Source organism: Vibrio sp. Y58_MX_L22 (assembly GCF_024181865.1).
Taxonomy (GTDB): Bacteria; Pseudomonadota; Gammaproteobacteria; order Enterobacterales; family Vibrionaceae; genus Vibrio; species Vibrio alginolyticus.
In genome coordinates, this window is sequence record NZ_JAMZAN010000005.1 from 164,463 (window position 1) to 181,599 (window position 17,137).

Genomic DNA, 17,137 nt, shown 5'->3' on the forward strand with positions numbered 1-17,137 from the left:
TCGCTAGCCTTGTTCATTATGATTTATTCTTTTGAACGGCGCTGGCTCAACAATTTGGAACATAGGTGGAAAAAATGTTTTCAGTTCTACTTGTGATTTACCTGTTGGCAGCGCTTGGTGTGATTGGCCTTGTGTTGATTCAACAAGGTAAAGGCGCAGATATGGGAGCCTCGTTCGGTGCTGGTGCTTCAAACACAGTGTTTGGTGCTGGCGGCTCAGGTAATTTCTTAACCCGAACAACTGCTATTTTAGCAACCGTATTCTTTATCGTTAGCTTGTTACTTGGTCGTATGTCTACGCACCAGACTGAATCACAATGGGTAGACCCAACGTTAGGTCAACCAGTTGTTGAACAAGTTAAGGATGCAGCGAGTGAAGTTCCTGCCCCTGCGGGTGATGAAATTCCTCAATAAGCTGTAAGGTTTTGATGCCGAGATGGTGAAATTGGTAGACACGCTAGCATGAGGTGCTAGTGCCTTAGGTGTGAGGGTTCGAGTCCCTCTCTCGGCACCATGTATTTACAAACTTGTAAATCACTTGTTTGCGAGTATAATGCTCAGCAAGTCGGACGCGGGGTGGAGCAGCTTGGTAGCTCGTCGGGCTCATAACCCGAAGGTCGTCGGTTCAAATCCGGCCCCCGCAACCAATCTCTTTCTTTAAAAGGAAATCGTAGATTGGCAAGTTTGCGTAGTGCTAACCACACTACGAGTTAAGAAAAGCAATTGTTGGCTATTCTTAACGTATCAGGGTCCAGCAGCATAAAACCCCGACTATCGGGGTTTTTTGTTATCTGAGCTTTTTGAAATGGCTCAGATACTGCTTGGTTTTTTGATTGGGCTCTGAGCCCTTTTTTTGTTTCTGGAGTGGTTAAATGACTGGTTTAGAAAGACAACTTACTGAAATGCTTGACGCGCCAGTAGCGGCATCAGGTTATGAGTTAGTTGGATTAGAATTCATTCGTGCAGGCGCGCACTCAACGTTACGTATCTACATTGACCATGAAAATGGTATTAACGTAGACGACTGTGCAGAAGTTAGCCACCAAGTTAGTGCAGTTTTAGACGTTGAAGATCCAATTTCTGTTGCTTACAGCCTAGAAGTGTCTTCTCCAGGTTTAGAAAGACCACTTTTTAAAGCAGCACATTACGAGCAATTTATTGGTCACGAGGTCAGCATCGTATTGAAAATGGCTGTAGCAAACCGTCGTAAGTGGAAAGGTATTATCCACGGTGTTGATGGCGAAACAGTGACAATTACTGTAGACGGTCAGCAAGAAGAGTTTGCTCTAAGTAACATTTCCAAAGCTAACCTGATCCCTAAATTTTAGTTCCCTAAAAAAGTTTAAGCTTAGAGGCTAAATACAATGAGTAAAGAAATTTTAGCGGTAGCAGAAGCGGTATCGAACGAAAAAGCGGTACCTCGTGAGCGTATCTTTGAGGCTCTTGAGATTGCTCTAGCAACTTCTACAAAGAAAAAATACGAAATCGAAATCGACGTACGTGTTGCCATTGACCGTAAAACCGGTGAGTTTGTAACTTACCGCCGTTGGTTAGTTGTTGATGACGTTGAGAACCCTACAAAAGAGATCTCACTAGAAGCAGCGCAATACGAAGATGACTCAATCGAGCTTGGCGACTACGTAGAAGACGAAATCGAATCAGTAACGTTTGACCGTATTACGACTCAAACTGCTAAGCAAGTTATCGTACAAAAAGTTCGTGAAGCTGAGCGCGCACAAATCGTTGAACAGTTCATCGACAATGAAGGTGATCTAATCACTGGTGTCGTGAAAAAAGTAAACCGTGACACAATCGTGCTTGATCTTGGTAATAACGCTGAAGCGGTAATCCTGCGTGATGACCAACTTCCTCGTGAAAACTTCCGTCCAGGCGACCGCGTACGTGGCCTTCTTTACAAAGTCGCGCCTGAAGCACGTGGTTTCCAATTGTTCATCACTCGTTCTAAGCCAGAAATGTTGGCAGAACTGTTCCGTGTTGAAGTGCCTGAAATCGCAGAAGATATTATCGAGCTGAAAGGCGCAGCACGTGATCCTGGTTCTCGTGCTAAGATCGCTGTCAAAACAAATGACAAACGTATCGACCCTGTAGGTGCGTGTGTTGGTATGCGTGGTGCACGTGTACAGGCTGTTTCTGGCGAACTTGGTGGTGAGCGTATCGATATCGTTCTTTGGGATGATAACCCAGCTCAATTCGTTATCAACGCAATGGCGCCAGCTGATGTTGCTTCTATCATCGTTGATGAGGATGCACACTCAATGGACATCGCAGTTGAAGCTGACAACCTAGCGCAAGCTATTGGTCGTAACGGTCAAAACGTGCGTCTAGCATCTCAACTAACCGGTTGGGAACTGAATGTTATGACAGTTGCTGATCTTCAGAAGAAACACGCTGAAGAATCACAAGCATCTATTGAAAACTTCATGAAGTACCTAGATATTGAAGAAGACTTCGCTCAACTTCTTGTTGAAGAAGGTTTCTCAACGCTAGAAGAAATCGCATACGTGCCAGTTAACGAGCTACTAGAAATCGATGGTTTGAATGAAGAACTAATCGAAGAGCTTCGTGGACGTGCAAAAGATGCACTAACGACGATCGCACTAGCACAAGAAGAGTCTTTTGAAGGTCTAGAACCAGCTGAGGACCTACTTGCACTTGAAGGTCTTGAGCGTGAGATGGCATTTAAATTGGCAGCGAAAGGTGTAGCGACACTGGAAGATCTTGCTGACCAAGGTATTGACGATTTAGAAGGTATCGAAGGCCTGACCGAAGAACGTGCAGGTGAGCTAATTATGGCCGCACGTAACATCTGTTGGTTCGGCGAAGAAGCATAATTTTCGGCAAGGAGGAAGCGGCATGACACAATTAACAGTTAAAGCACTGAGTGATGAGATTGGTACGCCAGTCGACCGCTTGATTGAACAACTTGCTGACGCTGGCATTAAAAAGGCGAGCTCTGACAATGTTACTGATGAAGAGAAGCAGAAGCTTCTCTCTCATTTAAAGAAAGAACACGGTGATAAATCAGGTGATTCAGAGCCGACTCGCCTTACGCTTCAGCGTAAAACTCGTAGTACACTTAGTGTGAACGCGGGTGGTGGTAAGAGTAAGAATGTTCAGGTTGAGGTGCGCAAAAAACGTACATACGTGAAGCGCAGCGCAATTGAAGATGAAGCGAAACGTGAAGCTGAAGAAGCAGCACAACGTGAAGCAGAAGAAGCAGCAAAACGTGCAGCAGAAGAAGCTGCAAAACGTGAAGCTGAAGAAGCTGCAAAACGTGAAGCTGAAGAAGCTGCAAAACGTGAAGCGGAAGAAAAAGCGAAACGTGAAGCTGAAGAAAAAGCGAAGCGAGACGTAGATACGAATGCACAACGTAATGCTGAAGAAAAAGCAAAGCGTGATGCTGAAGAGAAAATTAAGCAAGAAGCAGCGCGAAAAGAGGCCGACGAGCTTAAACGTCGTCAGGAAGAAGAAGCTAAGCGTAAGGCTGAAGAGGAAAGTCAGCGCAAGCTTGAAGAAGCTCGCGAATTGGCTGAAAAGAATAAAGAGCGTTGGTCTGCTGCAGAAGAGAAAAAGGGTGATATGGAAGATACAGATTACCATGTAACGACTTCACAATACGCACGTGAAGCCGAAGATGAAGCAGATCGCAAAGTAGAAGGCGGTCGTCGTAAGAAGAAAAAAGCAGCTTCGGGTAAAGACGACCAAGCTCGCGGTGGCCGTAACAACCAACGTGGCGGTAGAGGTCGTAAGGGCAAACTTGCTAAGCCGACTTCAATGCAGCACGGGTTTGATAAGTCAGCAACGGTTGCTAAGCAAGACGTTGTAATTGGCGAAACGATCGTTCTATCAGAACTTGCTAACAAGATGTCGGTTAAAGCGACAGAAGTTATCAAAGTAATGATGAAGATGGGCGCTATGGCGACTATCAACCAAGTGATCGACCAAGAAACAGCACAACTTGTTGCTGAAGAAATGGGCCATAAAGTAGTTCTTCGTAAAGAGAACGAACTGGAAGAAGCGGTACTATCTGACCGTGACACTAACGCGGAAGCAGTTCCACGTGCTCCAGTTGTTACTATCATGGGTCACGTTGACCACGGTAAAACGTCAACACTTGACTACATCCGTCGCACACACGTTGCTTCTGGCGAAGCGGGTGGTATTACTCAGCACATTGGTGCGTACCACGTTGAAACAGACAACGGCATGATCACGTTCCTTGATACTCCTGGACACGCAGCGTTTACTGCAATGCGTGCTCGTGGTGCTCAAGCGACAGATATCGTTGTTCTTGTAGTTGCAGCAGACGATGGCGTAATGCCACAAACAGTAGAAGCGATTCAGCACGCGAAAGCGGCAGGCGTTCCTCTAATTGTTGCTGTGAACAAGATCGATAAAGAAGACGCGAACCCAGATAACGTTAAGAACGAGCTTGCTCAATACGACGTTATTCCTGAAGAGTGGGGCGGTGAGAACATGTTCGTTCACATCTCTGCTAAACAGGGTACAAACATCGATGGTCTTCTAGAAGCAATCCTTCTTCAGTCTGAAGTTCTTGAACTTACAGCTGTAGCTGAAGGCATGGCATCTGGTGTTGTTGTTGAATCTCGCCTAGATAAAGGTCGTGGTCCAGTTGCAACAGTACTTGTTCAATCAGGTACACTAAACAAAGGCGACATCGTTCTTTGTGGTCAAGAATACGGCCGTGTTCGTGCAATGCGTGATGAGCTAGGTAAAGAAATTACTTCGGCTGGCCCATCTATCCCTGTAGAGATCCTAGGTCTTTCAGGTGTACCATCTTCAGGTGATGAAGCAACAGTAGTTCGTGACGAGCGTAAAGCGCGTGAAGTAGCTAACTACCGTGCTGGTAAGTTCCGTGAAGTGAAACTTGCTCGTCAGCAGAAATCTAAACTAGAGAACATGTTCTCTAACATGACTGCTGGTGAAGTTGCTGAACTTAACGTTGTACTTAAAGCAGACGTTCAAGGTTCTGTAGAAGCAATCGCAGACTCACTAGTTAAGCTATCTACTGACGAAGTTAAAGTGAACATCGTTGGTTCTGGTGTTGGTGGTATTACGGAAACTGACGTAGTACTAGCGGAAGCTTCAAACGCAATCATCCTTGGCTTTAACGTTCGTGCAGATGCTTCTGCTCGTCGTGCTGTTGAAGCCGCAGCTGTTGACTTACGTTACTACTCAATCATTTACCAATTGATTGACGAAGTGAAACAAGCAATGGGCGGTATGCTTGCTCCAGAATTCAAGCAAGAGATCATTGGTCTTGCTGAAGTTCGTGACGTGTTTAAGTCACCGAAACTGGGCGCTATCGCTGGTTGTATGGTTACAGAAGGTGTGATCAAGCGTAACAACCCAATCCGTGTACTACGTGATAACGTTGTTATTTACGAAGGTGAACTAGAGTCACTACGTCGTTTCAAAGATGACGTTCAAGAAGTTAAGAATGGCTACGAATGTGGTATCGGCGTTAAGAACTACAATGATGTTCGCGTTGGTGACCAAATCGAAGTCTTCGAAATCGTTGAAATTAAACGTACTCTAGACTAATTGACTAAAATTACTAATATTGTCTTTGAAAGATAAGTAGTAATTGGTTGTTGAATACACCATGGGGGGCTGGCTTTGACCAACCCCCCATTCTTTCTATATAAGAGTAAAGATATGTCAAAAGAATTTAGCCGCACGCAGCGCGTTGCACAGCAGCTGCAAAAAGAACTAGCGATGATCCTTCAACGTGAAGTTCGTGACTCTCGCCTTGGCATGGTGACGATCTCAGACGTAGAAGTCTCTCGTGACCTAGCTTACGCAAAAGTATTTGTGACCTTCCTATGTGTGGGTGAGCAAACACCTGAATCATGTCTAGCAGCGCTACGTGAGCACGAAGTGCACATTCGCATGATGTTAGGTAAGCGTATTCGTCTACGTTTAACGCCAGAAATCCGCTTCCACTATGACAATACGCTTGTTGAAGGTATGCGTATGTCTAACCTAGTGTCTGAAGTCGTTAGTTCAGACAAACAAAAGCAAAAAGATTCTGGTCGTGAGGACGAAGAATAATGGCTCGTCGTCGTAAAGGTCGTCCAATTAATGGCGTTATACTGTTGGACAAACCAACAGGTATCTCTTCCAATGATGCACTGCAAAAAGTAAAGCGAATCTACTTTGCCGAGAAAGCAGGCCACACTGGAGCCTTGGACCCATTAGCGACAGGCATGTTGCCAATTTGCTTGGGTGAAGCGACAAAATTTTCTCAGTTTCTTCTTGATTCTGATAAACGCTACCGCGTGATCGCAAAGCTGGGTGAACGTACCAATACGTCTGACTCGGATGGTGAAGTTGTAGAGACGCGTCCAGTCGATGTTACGTTAGACAAGCTAGAAGCGTGCATCGATCAGTTTCGTGGTGAATCTGATCAAGTGCCTTCCATGTTCTCTGCGTTGAAGTATCAAGGTAAACCCTTGTATGAATACGCTCGTAAAGGCATCGAAGTTCCGCGCGAATCTCGTAAGATCACGGTATATGAGATTGTTCTTCACCGTTTTGAAGGCGATGAAGTAGAGATGGAAGTGCACTGCTCTAAAGGTACCTATATTCGTACTATCGTTGATGATCTGGGCGAAATGTTAGGTTGTGGTGCGCACGTAACTATGCTTCGTCGTACTGGTGTTGCTAAATACCCTTACGAGAATATGGTAACACTTGAGCAACTAAATGAGTTGCTAGAGCAAGCTCACCGCGAGGAACGAGCGCCTCGAGAACTACTGGACCCGCTACTTTTGCCAATGGATACAGCGGTAGAAGACTTACCAGAAGTCAACTTGGTGCCTGAACTGGCGAATATGGTCCAACATGGGCAGCCCGTTCAAGTATTTGGTGCTCCGACTGAGGGCTCACTTCGCCTTACTATGGGTGAAGAACGCTTGTTTATTGGCGTTGGCGAAATGAACGAAGATGGCAAAATCGCTCCTAAGCGATTGGTCGTGTTCCGAGATGACGTTGCATCCAAGTAAATGATTGAAAATACCGACCTGAGTGTCGGTATTTTTATATTGCACGAGATAGGAAATTTCCCTATAATCCGCGCTTCGCGTAGCGGCTGAATCAGAGATTGGCTGCTACAACTTTAAACCTACTCTTATTAGGAGAGAATTATGTCTCTGAATGCAGAAACTAAAGCAGCAATCGTTGCAGAATACGCACAAGGCGAAGGCGACACTGGTTCACCAGAAGTTCAAGTAGCTCTACTTACAGCTTCTATCAACCACCTACAAGGTCACTTCAAAGCGCACAAAGGCGATCACCACAGCCGTCGTGGTCTTCTACGCATGGTTTCTCGTCGTCGTAAGCTTCTAGATTACCTAAAAGGTAAAAACCTAGCTCGCTACCAAGACCTAATCAAACGTCTAGGCCTACGTCGCTAATCAGCGACTGCATAGCAGTTTGTCTAAAAAGGGGCTTTATGCCCCTTTTTTGTTGCCTAAATTTAGCCAAATTAGACTTATGCCGTTATAATACTGGCGGCTAAACCTTGTAAGAGGTTTTCTCAAAAGCTCATAGCATTACAGTCAACCACGTCGACCAAAAGGTCGCGACTATTCAAAAGGAATTTCCGAGTTTCTTTTTACTAGTCGCGATTCGTAATGCCTTGAGTGTCAATTAACACATCTAAGATTTCTTTAAGCACTAAAGGAAGATTAGAAACAAGGAATAACAATGTTCGAAAAACCAGTTGTTAAAACGTTCCAGTACGGTAACCACACAGTTACTTTAGAAACTGGCGTTATTGCACGTCAAGCTACAGCAGCAGTTATGGTCACAATGGATGATACGTCTGTATTCGTATCTGTTGTAGGTAAAAAAGAAGCCGTTGCAGGTCAAGACTTCTTCCCACTAACGGTTAACTACCAAGAGCGTACTTACGCTGCGGGTAAAATCCCAGGCGGCTTCTTCAAACGTGAAGGTCGTCCTTCTGAAGGCGAAACGCTAACAGCTCGTCTAATCGACCGTCCAATCCGTCCGCTCTTCCCAGACGCGTTTAAAAACGAAGTTCAGGTTATCGCGACAGTAATGTCTGTAAACCCAGATGTTCAGCCAGATATAGTTACAATGATCGGTACTTCTGCTGCTCTTGCTATCTCTGGCATTCCATTCAATGGCCCTATCGGTGCGGCGCGTGTTGGTCATATCGATGGTCAGCTTGTACTTAACCCTAGCCAAACTGAACTAGAAACTTCTAAGCTTGACCTTGTTGTTGCAGGTACAGAGTCAGCAGTACTGATGGTTGAGTCAGAAGCGGACAACCTAACTGAAGAAGAAATGCTAGCGGCGGTTGTTTATGGTCATGACCAACAACAAGTTGCTATTCAAGCTATCAACGAATTCAAAGCAGAAGTTGCAACTCCTGCTTGGGATTGGGTTGCTCCTGAAGAGAACACAGCGCTTAAAAATAAGATTGCTGATCTAGCAGAAGCTAAACTTGTTGAAGCTTACCAAATTACTGAGAAAATGGCTCGTTACGACCGCATCCATGAGATCGCTGCGGAAGTAAATGAAGTTCTTCTTGCTGAAGATCCTGAAGCAGACACAAAAGAAATCCACACTATCTTCCATGATCTAGAGAAGACAGTAGTACGTAGCCGTATTATTGCAGGTAACCCTCGTATCGATGGCCGTGAAAAAGACATGGTTCGTGCACTAGATGTACGTACTGGTGTTCTTCCTCGTACTCACGGTAGCGCGCTATTCACTCGTGGTGAAACTCAGGCGATCGTTACGGCAACGCTAGGTACTCAGCGTGATGCTCAAATCATCGATGAGCTAACTGGTGAGCGTAAAGATCACTTCCTACTGCACTACAACTTCCCTCCATACTGTGTAGGTGAAACTGGTTTTGTAGGTTCTCCTAAGCGTCGTGAAATCGGCCACGGTAAACTGGCGAAGCGTGGTATTGCTGCAGTAATGCCTTCTGTTGATGAGTTCCCATACACAGTACGTGTTGTATCGGAAATCACTGAATCTAACGGTTCATCTTCAATGGCTTCAGTATGTGGTACTTCTCTTGCGCTTATGGACGCAGGTGTACCAATCAAAGCATCTGTTGCTGGTATCGCAATGGGTCTTGTTAAAGAAGGTGACGATTTCGTTGTACTTTCTGACATCCTTGGCGATGAAGACCATCTAGGTGACATGGACTTTAAAGTAGCAGGTACTAACACTGGTATCACTGCACTTCAAATGGACATCAAGATCGAAGGCATCACTAAAGAAATCATGCAAATTGCGCTTAACCAAGCTCAAGGCGCACGTAAGCACATCCTATCTGTAATGGATGAAGCAATCTCTGGTGCTCGTGAAGACATCTCTGAATTTGCTCCGCGTATTCACACGATGAAGATCAGCGCTGAGAAGATCAAAGACGTTATCGGTAAAGGTGGTGCAGTTATCCGTGCTCTAACTGAAGAGACTGGTACAACTATCGAAATCGAAGACGACGGTACTATCAAGATTGCGGCAACTGAAGGCACTGCTGCGAAAGAAGCTATCCGCCGTATCGAAGAGATCACTGCTGAAGTTGAAGTGGGCCGTATCTACACAGGTAAAGTTGCACGTCTAGCAGACTTCGGTGCATTCGTAACGGTTCTTCCAGGCAAAGATGGTCTTGTACACATTTCTCAAATCGCAGAAAAACGCGTAGAGAAAGTGTCTGACTACCTAGCTGAAGGTCAAGAAGTTCAAGTTAAAGTTCTTGAAATCGACCGCCAAGGCCGTGTACGTCTAAGCATGAAAGAAGCGGTAGAAAAGCCAGCTGAAGAAGCTGCTGCTGAAGCACCAGCTGCTAAAGACGAGTAAGACAAAATGAGACTTTCAGCCTTTTATTAGATTAAGGGCCTGAAAGCATGTTATAAAAGGGGAGCATTTTCGCTCCCCTTTTTTGGTTTGTTTCGATGTATTAACCTCAAACGAGGTTATCGCCTATATTGCATTAAGAGAAACAAATCTTGAGCGGTCCAAACAGGAGTATCAATTAGTGAAATGGTTTCAAACCGCAATTTTATGTGTTGCTATCGCGCTGACCGGTTGTGCAAATACTTCTCAACAATCAGCACAAAAGTGGTTATATCCACCGATGGCGGTGCCACTTCAGCCTAGTGTTCAACAAGAAGTACAAATCGCGCGTCTCTCGCAGTTGCTACAACGTCCCGACCTTAGTGATGAAGTGCGCGCTAAAATGCATTATGAGCGCGGTAGCTACTACGACAGCGTTGGTTTGCGTGATCTTGCCCGTTTGGACTTTAACCAGTCTTTGCAGTTGAATCCTGCTCAGCCGGACATCTTCAATCTTTTGGGAGTATACTTTACCCAAGTAGGAGAGTTTGATGCGGCATATGAAGCGTTTGACTCGACCATAGAGTTGGCTCCTGATAATACCTATGCTGAGCGCAACCGTGCGATTGCACTGTATTATGGTGGCCGAATCGATCTCGCTTTAGAAGATATGACCAAGCATTATCAAGAAATGCCAACGGATCCTTTTCGTTCATTATGGCTGTACATCATCGAAGCTGAGCAAAATCCAGAGCAAGCAAAAGCCAATCTTCAACAGCGTTATTTACGAGATCGTAGTGAAGAGTGGGGATGGGTTCTTGTTGCCATCATGCTACGAGACGTCTCGGACGAAGACGCGCTTAAAGCAATTATGGATGGAACGAGAGAGAACTATCGCCTAGCTGAACGATTGACGGAAACGTATTTCTACCTTGGAAAGCGTAATCAGCTTGAAGGTGATATCGCAAGTGCCATCTCACTTTATAAGCTCGCGATTTCGTTCAACGTTTACGATTATGTTGAGCATCGCTATTCTTTCTTGGAGTTGGCGCAAATTTACGATCAATTACAGCAAGATAGATTGGCCAAGTTAAAGGCTGCCAAGAAGCTGGAAATTGAATGATTTAGAGCCGCTCGATGAGAGCGGCTTTTTTTATGATTGAACTTGATGAGTGACTCATTTAAAATAGTTAGTCTTGCTAACTAAGTGGTGGTGGCTTTTATGGCATTAGAAGAAAGCTTGATTGATTTAGAGCGTTTTTGCGCCAAAGCTTGGCGTGTCTATGCCAAAGAAGATCCATTATCACATCTAAGCTTTAATGAGTTCGATTATTTACGTGTGATTCAGGTTTACCCTGAGGGTGTGCGAATAACCGATCTTGCAGAAGAGCTGCAAGTGACTAAGCCTTCCGCATCGACAATGGTTGTGCGTTTGGAAAAAAAGGGTTTGGTGAAACGCATCGCATGTAATGAGGATGCTCGTGCTAAGCGTGTGTTGCTTACGGAAGAAGTCGCAGAAAAAATGTCTTTGGAGCAGGTAGTGTACAAAGATATCTCTGACCAAATGATGCAACAATTAAATCAGCAAGAAGCTGAACAGTTACAAGCTTTATTGAATAAAGCATTGAGTAATAAGTCATTTTAAACTAAAGCAAAGGCCTCAGCTGTATGGTTTAGTTTTTGTTGTTTCATCTTTCTTTTATTTAATTTAACCATTTAGTTAGTCTTGCTAATTAAATGGTTAGCTTTGCTAACTACTGGTGACAGTCATGCAAAACTCAATTTATAGACAGTTTTGGAAATATACGATTCCAACCGTCGCAGCAATGCTCGTGAACGGTTTGTATCAAATAGTTGATGGCATTTTTATTGGCCGTTATGTTGGCGCTGACGGATTAGCTGGGATCAATGTTGCGTGGCCTATTATCGGTTCGATCCTCGGTATAGGAATGATGATTGGGGTGGGGACTGGCGCGCTGACTTCGATCAAGCAAGGAGAGAACGATCATGAAGGCGCTAAGCGAATCCTAACGACCGGATTGACGTTGTTAGCGGCATTGATGCCGGTCGTTGCTACAATATTGTTCTTGTTTTCGGATGAATTTATTCGCTGGCAAGGTGCGGAAGGGCGAGTGTTTGAACTTGCGCTGCAATATTTGCATATTCTGATTGTCGCGTGCGTATTCACGTTGGGTTCTATCGCAGTTCCGTTTTTATTACGCAATGACGACAGCCCGAACTTAGCAACGATTTTGATGGTCATCGGTGCCGTTATTAACATTGTATTAGACTACGTATTTATTGCTTGGTTGGAGTGGGAGTTAACCGGAGCCGCTATTGCCACTGCACTTGCACAATTAGTGGTCACTGTGCTCGGTATTGGTTACTTCTTTACTTCAAAAGCAACATTACGCCTTCGTATCCGCGACTTCAAAGTTCAGGTTGATGCTGCACCAAAGATTATCATGATAGGTACATCAAGTTTCTTTATGTACGCCTACGGCTCTGTGATGGTGGCACTGCACAACGCGTTATTTGCTCAATACGGAAGTGCAATGTTGATCGGAGCGTACGCCATTTTGGGGTACATCGTGACGGTTTACTATCTGATAGCCGAAGGTATTGCGAATGGTATGCAGCCTTTAGTGAGCTTCAACCACGGTGCACGTAATCAGGAGAACATCAGAAAGTTATTAAAGGTCGCGATGGGGACATCTGTGCTTGGTGGGGTGGCGTTCGTTGTTTTGATGAACCTTTTCCCGTACGAACTGGTTGCGGTGTTTAATAATGCTGACCAACAGTTGATTGATAGCACCGTGATCGGGATTCGTTTACACATGTTTGCGTTGTTCTTAGATGGTTTTTTAGTTGTGGCGGCCGCGTACTATCAATCAGTAAACAAAGGCAGCAAAGCCATGTTTGTAACACTAGGCAACATGCTGGTCCAGTTGCCATTCTTATTCATTATGCCGAAACTTTTCGGCGTGACAGGCATTTGGTTAGCTTTCCCATTGTCTAACATTGCATTGAGTTTGGTCGTGATCAGTATGTTGTGGCGAGATGTGAAAAAGCTGCTTAATGAGAGTTCTGTCGAACCAACAGTGCAAGCCTGTTAACAATGGCTGATAGAGAAAAGCGAGGTTGGGCCTCGCTTTTCTTTTTTGGGGAGCTAAATGTTTTTTACTTCTAAGCCAGCTAGCTGATGCCAATAGCCATTGCATTGGCGGCTTTCAAGTTTTTCAGGGTTGTCGCCGTGCTCGTTTGAGCGAAAATGCTCTAACTCAGAAAGTGTACTCACACCGAGAGGGCTTAATCGGACCACATCAACCAGGCCTTGCATACTTGGTAAGTCATTGATCAGGTTATAACAATACCCTGATTGCGTTTGAATGCCGTTAAGGTTAAAGACTTCTTGTCCTTCTTGGCTGCTGACCTGGATACCCGTAGGGTATTTGATACAGCAGGTTTCGCAATCGTCTTTCGCTCGGTTTTCAGCTCGGGCTGTGAAACAGCGAGCGGAATACGCTAAAGGCAAATAACCGTGGCTAAATACCTCAACTTCAAACTTGTTACGAATACCAAGCTCGTCACACTGAACCAAAGTATCGTTTAACCATTCGCGAGAGAGCTCGACAGGCATGCACCAACGCATCATACCTTGCTTCAAAAATAAGTTGAGCGTGTGTGCGTTATAAGTATTGATTGCAGGGCCAACGACGAAAGGCACTTTATGCTCTGATGCCAATTGAACAGCAGATACGTCATTTGCTTCAATCGCGAAGTCACCGTTGTCGATGTACTTCTTCATTATGTTTACTTCACTCGGAGCTTCTAGTAGTGCCATTGTTGATAGCACCACTTGCTTGCCAGATGCAGACAGCTCTTTTGCGATTTCAAGCCAATGCGAAGGCTTCATTTCTCGACGTTTTGAACATACGGTTTCCCCAAGATAGATGATGTCCGCGGAGCTTGATTTCGCTTGTTCATAAAACGCTTCGATGTCTTGTTTTGGCCAGAAGTACAACAGCGGGCCAAGCGCGTATTTCATTGAATTATCCATCTTAACCTCTACTGCCATTTGCGGTGATAAGCACCAAGTGTGGTCTGCGTACCTTCAGACACGTTTGCCAATGCGGCATCCCAAGCCGCTTCGACTTGATAAGCTTCTGGGTTTGCTTGGTAACGTTCAATCGCGGCTCGCCATGTTCGAGTGACTTGTTCTACGTAAGCTGGGCTACGTTGGCGACCTTCAATTTTTACAGACGCCACATTTGCAGCAAATAGTTCTGGTAGCATAGAGAGGGTGTTCAAACTGGTTGGTTCTTCCAGTGCGTGGTAGCGTTTTTTCTCGCCTTCGATTTCTGCTTCGAAACGACCTTTACACAAGGTAGGGTAGCCCGCATTTTCACCGGTGCTGTAGCGATCGATCAAAATGTCGTTAAGGCGGGATTCCAGACCATTTTCTGTTTCTTGCCAGCGAACGTACTTAGCTGGAGAGCATGCTCCCACAGTGTTTGGAGACTCGCCTGTCATATATGACGATAGGTAGCAGCGACCTTCAGACATGATGCAAAGGCTACCAAAAGCAAAGACTTCTAACTCGACATCGCTAGTGATGTTGCGTGAAAGCTGTTTGACCTGATGAATCGATAAAACGCGAGGTAATACTACCCGTTTTACGTTGAAGTTTTGTTTGTAAAAATCAATGGCTGCGACGTTGGTCGCTGATGCTTGCACTGAAAGGTGTAGTTCCAGATCGGGATATTTGCGAGCCGCGTACTCCAGCACTGCAATGTCTGCAACAATCAGCGCGTCTACACCCAGTGCCGCTGCATTGTCTACTGCGTTCGTCCAGCGCTCGAAGCCATTGGGATGAGCGAAGGTATTCAACGCGACATGAATTTTTTTATTGCGGTCATGAACGTATTGCACCGCTTTTTCTAACTTTTTGCCGTTAAAGTTGAGGCCAGCAAAGTGACGGGCGTTGGTATCATCTTTGAAACCAATGTAGACGGCATCGGCACCGCAATCAATCGCAGTTTTTAACGCAGGCAGGTTACCCGCGGGACACAAGAGTTCCATATGCTCACAATCATTGAGAATAAAAAGGTGTCCGCATTTTATGAAGAATTATGAATAGCGAAATTGACCTAAGTTAGGTTTAGCTCAATAAAGTCGATATTTACCCCTTGCGAGTAAGGGTATCGGGTCGGGGTTAGTTCTTGTGACGACGATTCTGTACAAACAGCTCTTCAATTTCATGTTTTGGCTGCGGGCGATAAAAATGGAATCCTTGAATCGCATTACATTGAAGGTTAGAGAGCAAAGTAGCTTGCTGGTGGGTTTCCACCCCCTCGGCAACGACAGTTAAGTCGAGCGACTTACCCAGATTAATGATGTTTTCAATCACAGTGACTTGTTTCGGTAGTGTGTCGATATCATTAATAAAAGCGCGGTCGATTTTTAGCTCGTCAATAGGGAAACGCGCTAAGTAGGAAAGAGAAGAGTAGCCGGTACCAAAGTCATCGATAGAGAGAGCGAAGCCAAGCTTTTTAATCGCATTCAACATTTGCAGTGTATGTTCGCTATCACTCATCACGGCACTTTCGGTTAGCTCGAAGGTAATGCAGCTTGGATCAAGCTCGGTAGTGCGAAGCAACTTTTCCATAAAGTCGATCAGCTGTGGGTTGCCAAATTGCTCGGGAGAGAGGTTAATGGCGACACGGCCTGGCAGTATGCCCTGTTGTTTCCAACGTTTTACCGTATTGAAAACATCACGCATCACGACACGTCCAAGGTGTTCGATTAACCCAGCGCGCTCGGCGACAGGAATGAATGAGCCAGGACTAATGTACCCTTCAACTGGATGCTTCCAACGAACGAGCGCTTCTGCGCCGTTGATACTGAAGTCTCGCGCGTTAACCTTAGGTTGATACCACACTTCCAAACCGTTCTGCTGCAATGCTTTTTGCAGTTCGATTTCAAGCCACAAACGCATACGCGCTTCTTTGTTCATTTGATCGTTAAATTTGATCAGACGATTTCTACCACGATCTTTGGCTTCATACATCGCAGTATCGGCATTTTGTAGTAGGATTCGCGCATCTTGTCCGTCTTCAGGGTATCGAACGCTACCAATTGAACAGGCAAGGCGTTTGCTGAAGTGGTGCAAGTCGAAAGGTTGGTTGATCAACGAGATAATGCGATCGGACAAAATTTCAGCCATGCGGGTATTTTCTGGCTCCGGCAGAATGACGCCAAACTCATCGCCACCCAAATGACCAATAATCGCTTGGTTTGGTAGTAACCGTTTAAGACGGGCCGACACCTCTTGAATCACTTTATCGCCAATATGGTGACCAAGTGAGTCATTAATGTTTTTGAAGTTATCGATATCCAAATAGAACACCAGAAGCGGTGTTTGCTTTTTGATCAGCTGTTCCAAACGTTTGGTGAAGCCAAAGCGGTTGTAGAGTTTGGTGAGCGAGTCAATGTGTATGTCTTCATTCGATGCAGAAGACAGGTTTTTGGGCGCATCATCAGCATCTTGGATTAGGATAATTTGAGATTCGCTACCTAATATCGCCGTGGAATCCGCGTGTAGCTGAACTTTCCGTTCAAAGCCGCATCTTGCGCTGGTTAAGCAGACAAAAGGTTTGTCAGAAATTAATGTACTCAATCGATGACTAAATACCTTTTTACTGTTTTCATCGATGAATAAACGACTTAGCTCTTCGCCCAACAATTCATGAGGAGAGTTAAGTCCGAGAAGGCGCGCTGATGCGGGGTTCGCAGAGATGACAATATCATCTTCGATAAGCAGTAAGCCGTCTGGTAGCAGTTGTGTTAACTTCGCAAACTTACTTTCGGACTCTTCTAAGGAGCGAACGAGTATCTGCTTTTCTGAAGTATCGACAGCGTGAAAAACAACAAAGCGAATGTCGTTACCTTCAAAAACTGGCGAAAGACTAAAGTGAAGACTGGTTTCAAGGTCGGTTTCATCGAGCGTGATTTCGGCTTCGACATGTGCCCCTTTGAACGCGCGCTGATAGTATGGTGCAAGCTTCTTATAAAACTGCTCACCCAGCACTTGGCAATCGTTTAAGCCGACGATTTCCTCATGACTTAAACCTGCGATATCGCAGTAACGGTCACTTACCATTCGATAATTGTGTTTTTTATCAAGAATGGCAAAGAAGAAAGGGCTATTTGAGGTTAGCGTGGCAAACCAATGTTTTAATTGCTGGGAAGGCATTAGGGTATTACCGATCTCC

14 protein-coding genes and 2 tRNA genes are annotated in these 17,137 nt (G+C 45.1%); 13 read left to right on the forward strand and 3 right to left on the reverse strand.

Going from position 1 to position 17,137, the window contains the following annotated elements; genetic code table 11:
- The first annotated feature begins 74 nt into the window (after positions 1–74).
- The 13 genes from secG to NL626_RS13505 all read left to right on the forward strand — a co-directional run bounded on the left by secG (position 75) and on the right by NL626_RS13505 (position 12,979).
- On the forward strand, positions 75–413 hold the full coding sequence (gene secG, locus NL626_RS13445) for a preprotein translocase subunit SecG (protein ID WP_005380080.1): 339 nt from the start codon (positions 75–77) through the stop codon (positions 411–413).
- A 16-nt stretch (positions 414–429) separates the two neighbouring features.
- Positions 430–513, forward strand: a tRNA-Leu gene (locus tag NL626_RS13450).
- A 56-nt stretch (positions 514–569) separates the two neighbouring features.
- Positions 570–646: transfer RNA gene (locus NL626_RS13455), tRNA-Met, on the forward strand.
- A gap of 225 nt (positions 647–871) precedes the next feature.
- The gene (gene rimP, locus NL626_RS13460) at positions 872–1,327 is read left to right on the forward strand and encodes a ribosome maturation factor RimP (RefSeq protein WP_005386424.1); all 456 of its coding nucleotides are present in this window, start codon (positions 872–874) and stop codon (positions 1,325–1,327) included.
- A 36-nt stretch (positions 1,328–1,363) separates the two neighbouring features.
- Positions 1,364–2,851 carry a transcription termination factor NusA gene (gene nusA, locus NL626_RS13465; RefSeq protein WP_005380084.1) on the forward strand — a complete coding sequence of 496 codons (1,488 nt, stop codon included), beginning with the start codon at positions 1,364–1,366 and terminating at the stop codon, positions 2,849–2,851.
- A 22-nt stretch (positions 2,852–2,873) separates the two neighbouring features.
- Entirely contained in the window at positions 2,874–5,585 is a 2,712-nt protein-coding gene (infB, locus tag NL626_RS13470; RefSeq protein WP_253657440.1) for a translation initiation factor IF-2, read from the forward strand.
- A gap of 114 nt (positions 5,586–5,699) precedes the next feature.
- A complete protein-coding gene (gene rbfA, locus NL626_RS13475) occupies positions 5,700–6,095 on the forward strand; it encodes a 30S ribosome-binding factor RbfA (protein ID WP_005380087.1) in 396 nt (131 codons plus the stop codon).
- A complete protein-coding gene (gene truB / locus NL626_RS13480) occupies positions 6,095–7,048 on the forward strand; it encodes a tRNA pseudouridine(55) synthase TruB (RefSeq protein ID WP_005380088.1) in 954 nt (317 codons plus the stop codon). The genes rbfA and truB overlap by 1 nt, the downstream gene beginning before the upstream one ends.
- A 141-nt stretch (positions 7,049–7,189) precedes the next feature.
- Positions 7,190–7,459, forward strand: a complete 270-nt coding sequence (rpsO, locus tag NL626_RS13485) for a 30S ribosomal protein S15 (protein ID WP_005380094.1) — start codon at positions 7,190–7,192, stop codon at positions 7,457–7,459.
- A 292-nt stretch (positions 7,460–7,751) separates the two neighbouring features.
- Positions 7,752–9,887 carry a polyribonucleotide nucleotidyltransferase gene (gene pnp, locus NL626_RS13490; RefSeq protein ID WP_005380098.1) on the forward strand — a complete coding sequence of 712 codons (2,136 nt, stop codon included), beginning with the start codon at positions 7,752–7,754 and terminating at the stop codon, positions 9,885–9,887.
- 178 nt (positions 9,888–10,065) lie between these two features.
- Positions 10,066–10,986, forward strand: a complete 921-nt coding sequence (nlpI, locus tag NL626_RS13495; protein WP_005380101.1) for a lipoprotein NlpI — start codon at positions 10,066–10,068, stop codon at positions 10,984–10,986.
- Between the two features lie 99 nt (positions 10,987–11,085).
- Complete coding sequence (locus tag NL626_RS13500; RefSeq protein WP_005380103.1) at positions 11,086–11,508, forward strand: MarR family winged helix-turn-helix transcriptional regulator; 423 nt, start codon at positions 11,086–11,088, stop codon at positions 11,506–11,508.
- 124 nt (positions 11,509–11,632) lie between these two features.
- Complete coding sequence (locus NL626_RS13505) at positions 11,633–12,979, forward strand: MATE family efflux transporter (protein ID WP_253657441.1); 1,347 nt, start codon at positions 11,633–11,635, stop codon at positions 12,977–12,979.
- 53 nt (positions 12,980–13,032) lie between these two features.
- On the opposite strand, the gene NL626_RS13510 is transcribed toward NL626_RS13505, so the two are convergent.
- The 3 genes from NL626_RS13510 to NL626_RS13520 form a co-directional block, all read right to left on the reverse strand.
- Entirely contained in the window at positions 13,033–13,911 is an 879-nt protein-coding gene (locus NL626_RS13510) for a U32 family peptidase (RefSeq protein WP_065275085.1), read from the reverse strand.
- Positions 13,912–13,931: 20 nt separating this feature from the next.
- Positions 13,932–14,945, reverse strand: a complete 1,014-nt coding sequence (locus NL626_RS13515; RefSeq protein ID WP_213870455.1) for a peptidase U32 family protein — start codon at positions 14,943–14,945, stop codon at positions 13,932–13,934.
- A 133-nt stretch (positions 14,946–15,078) separates the two neighbouring features.
- Entirely contained in the window at positions 15,079–17,118 is a 2,040-nt protein-coding gene (locus NL626_RS13520; protein WP_005380112.1) for a bifunctional diguanylate cyclase/phosphodiesterase, read from the reverse strand.
- Positions 17,119–17,137: the final 19 nt, after the last annotated feature.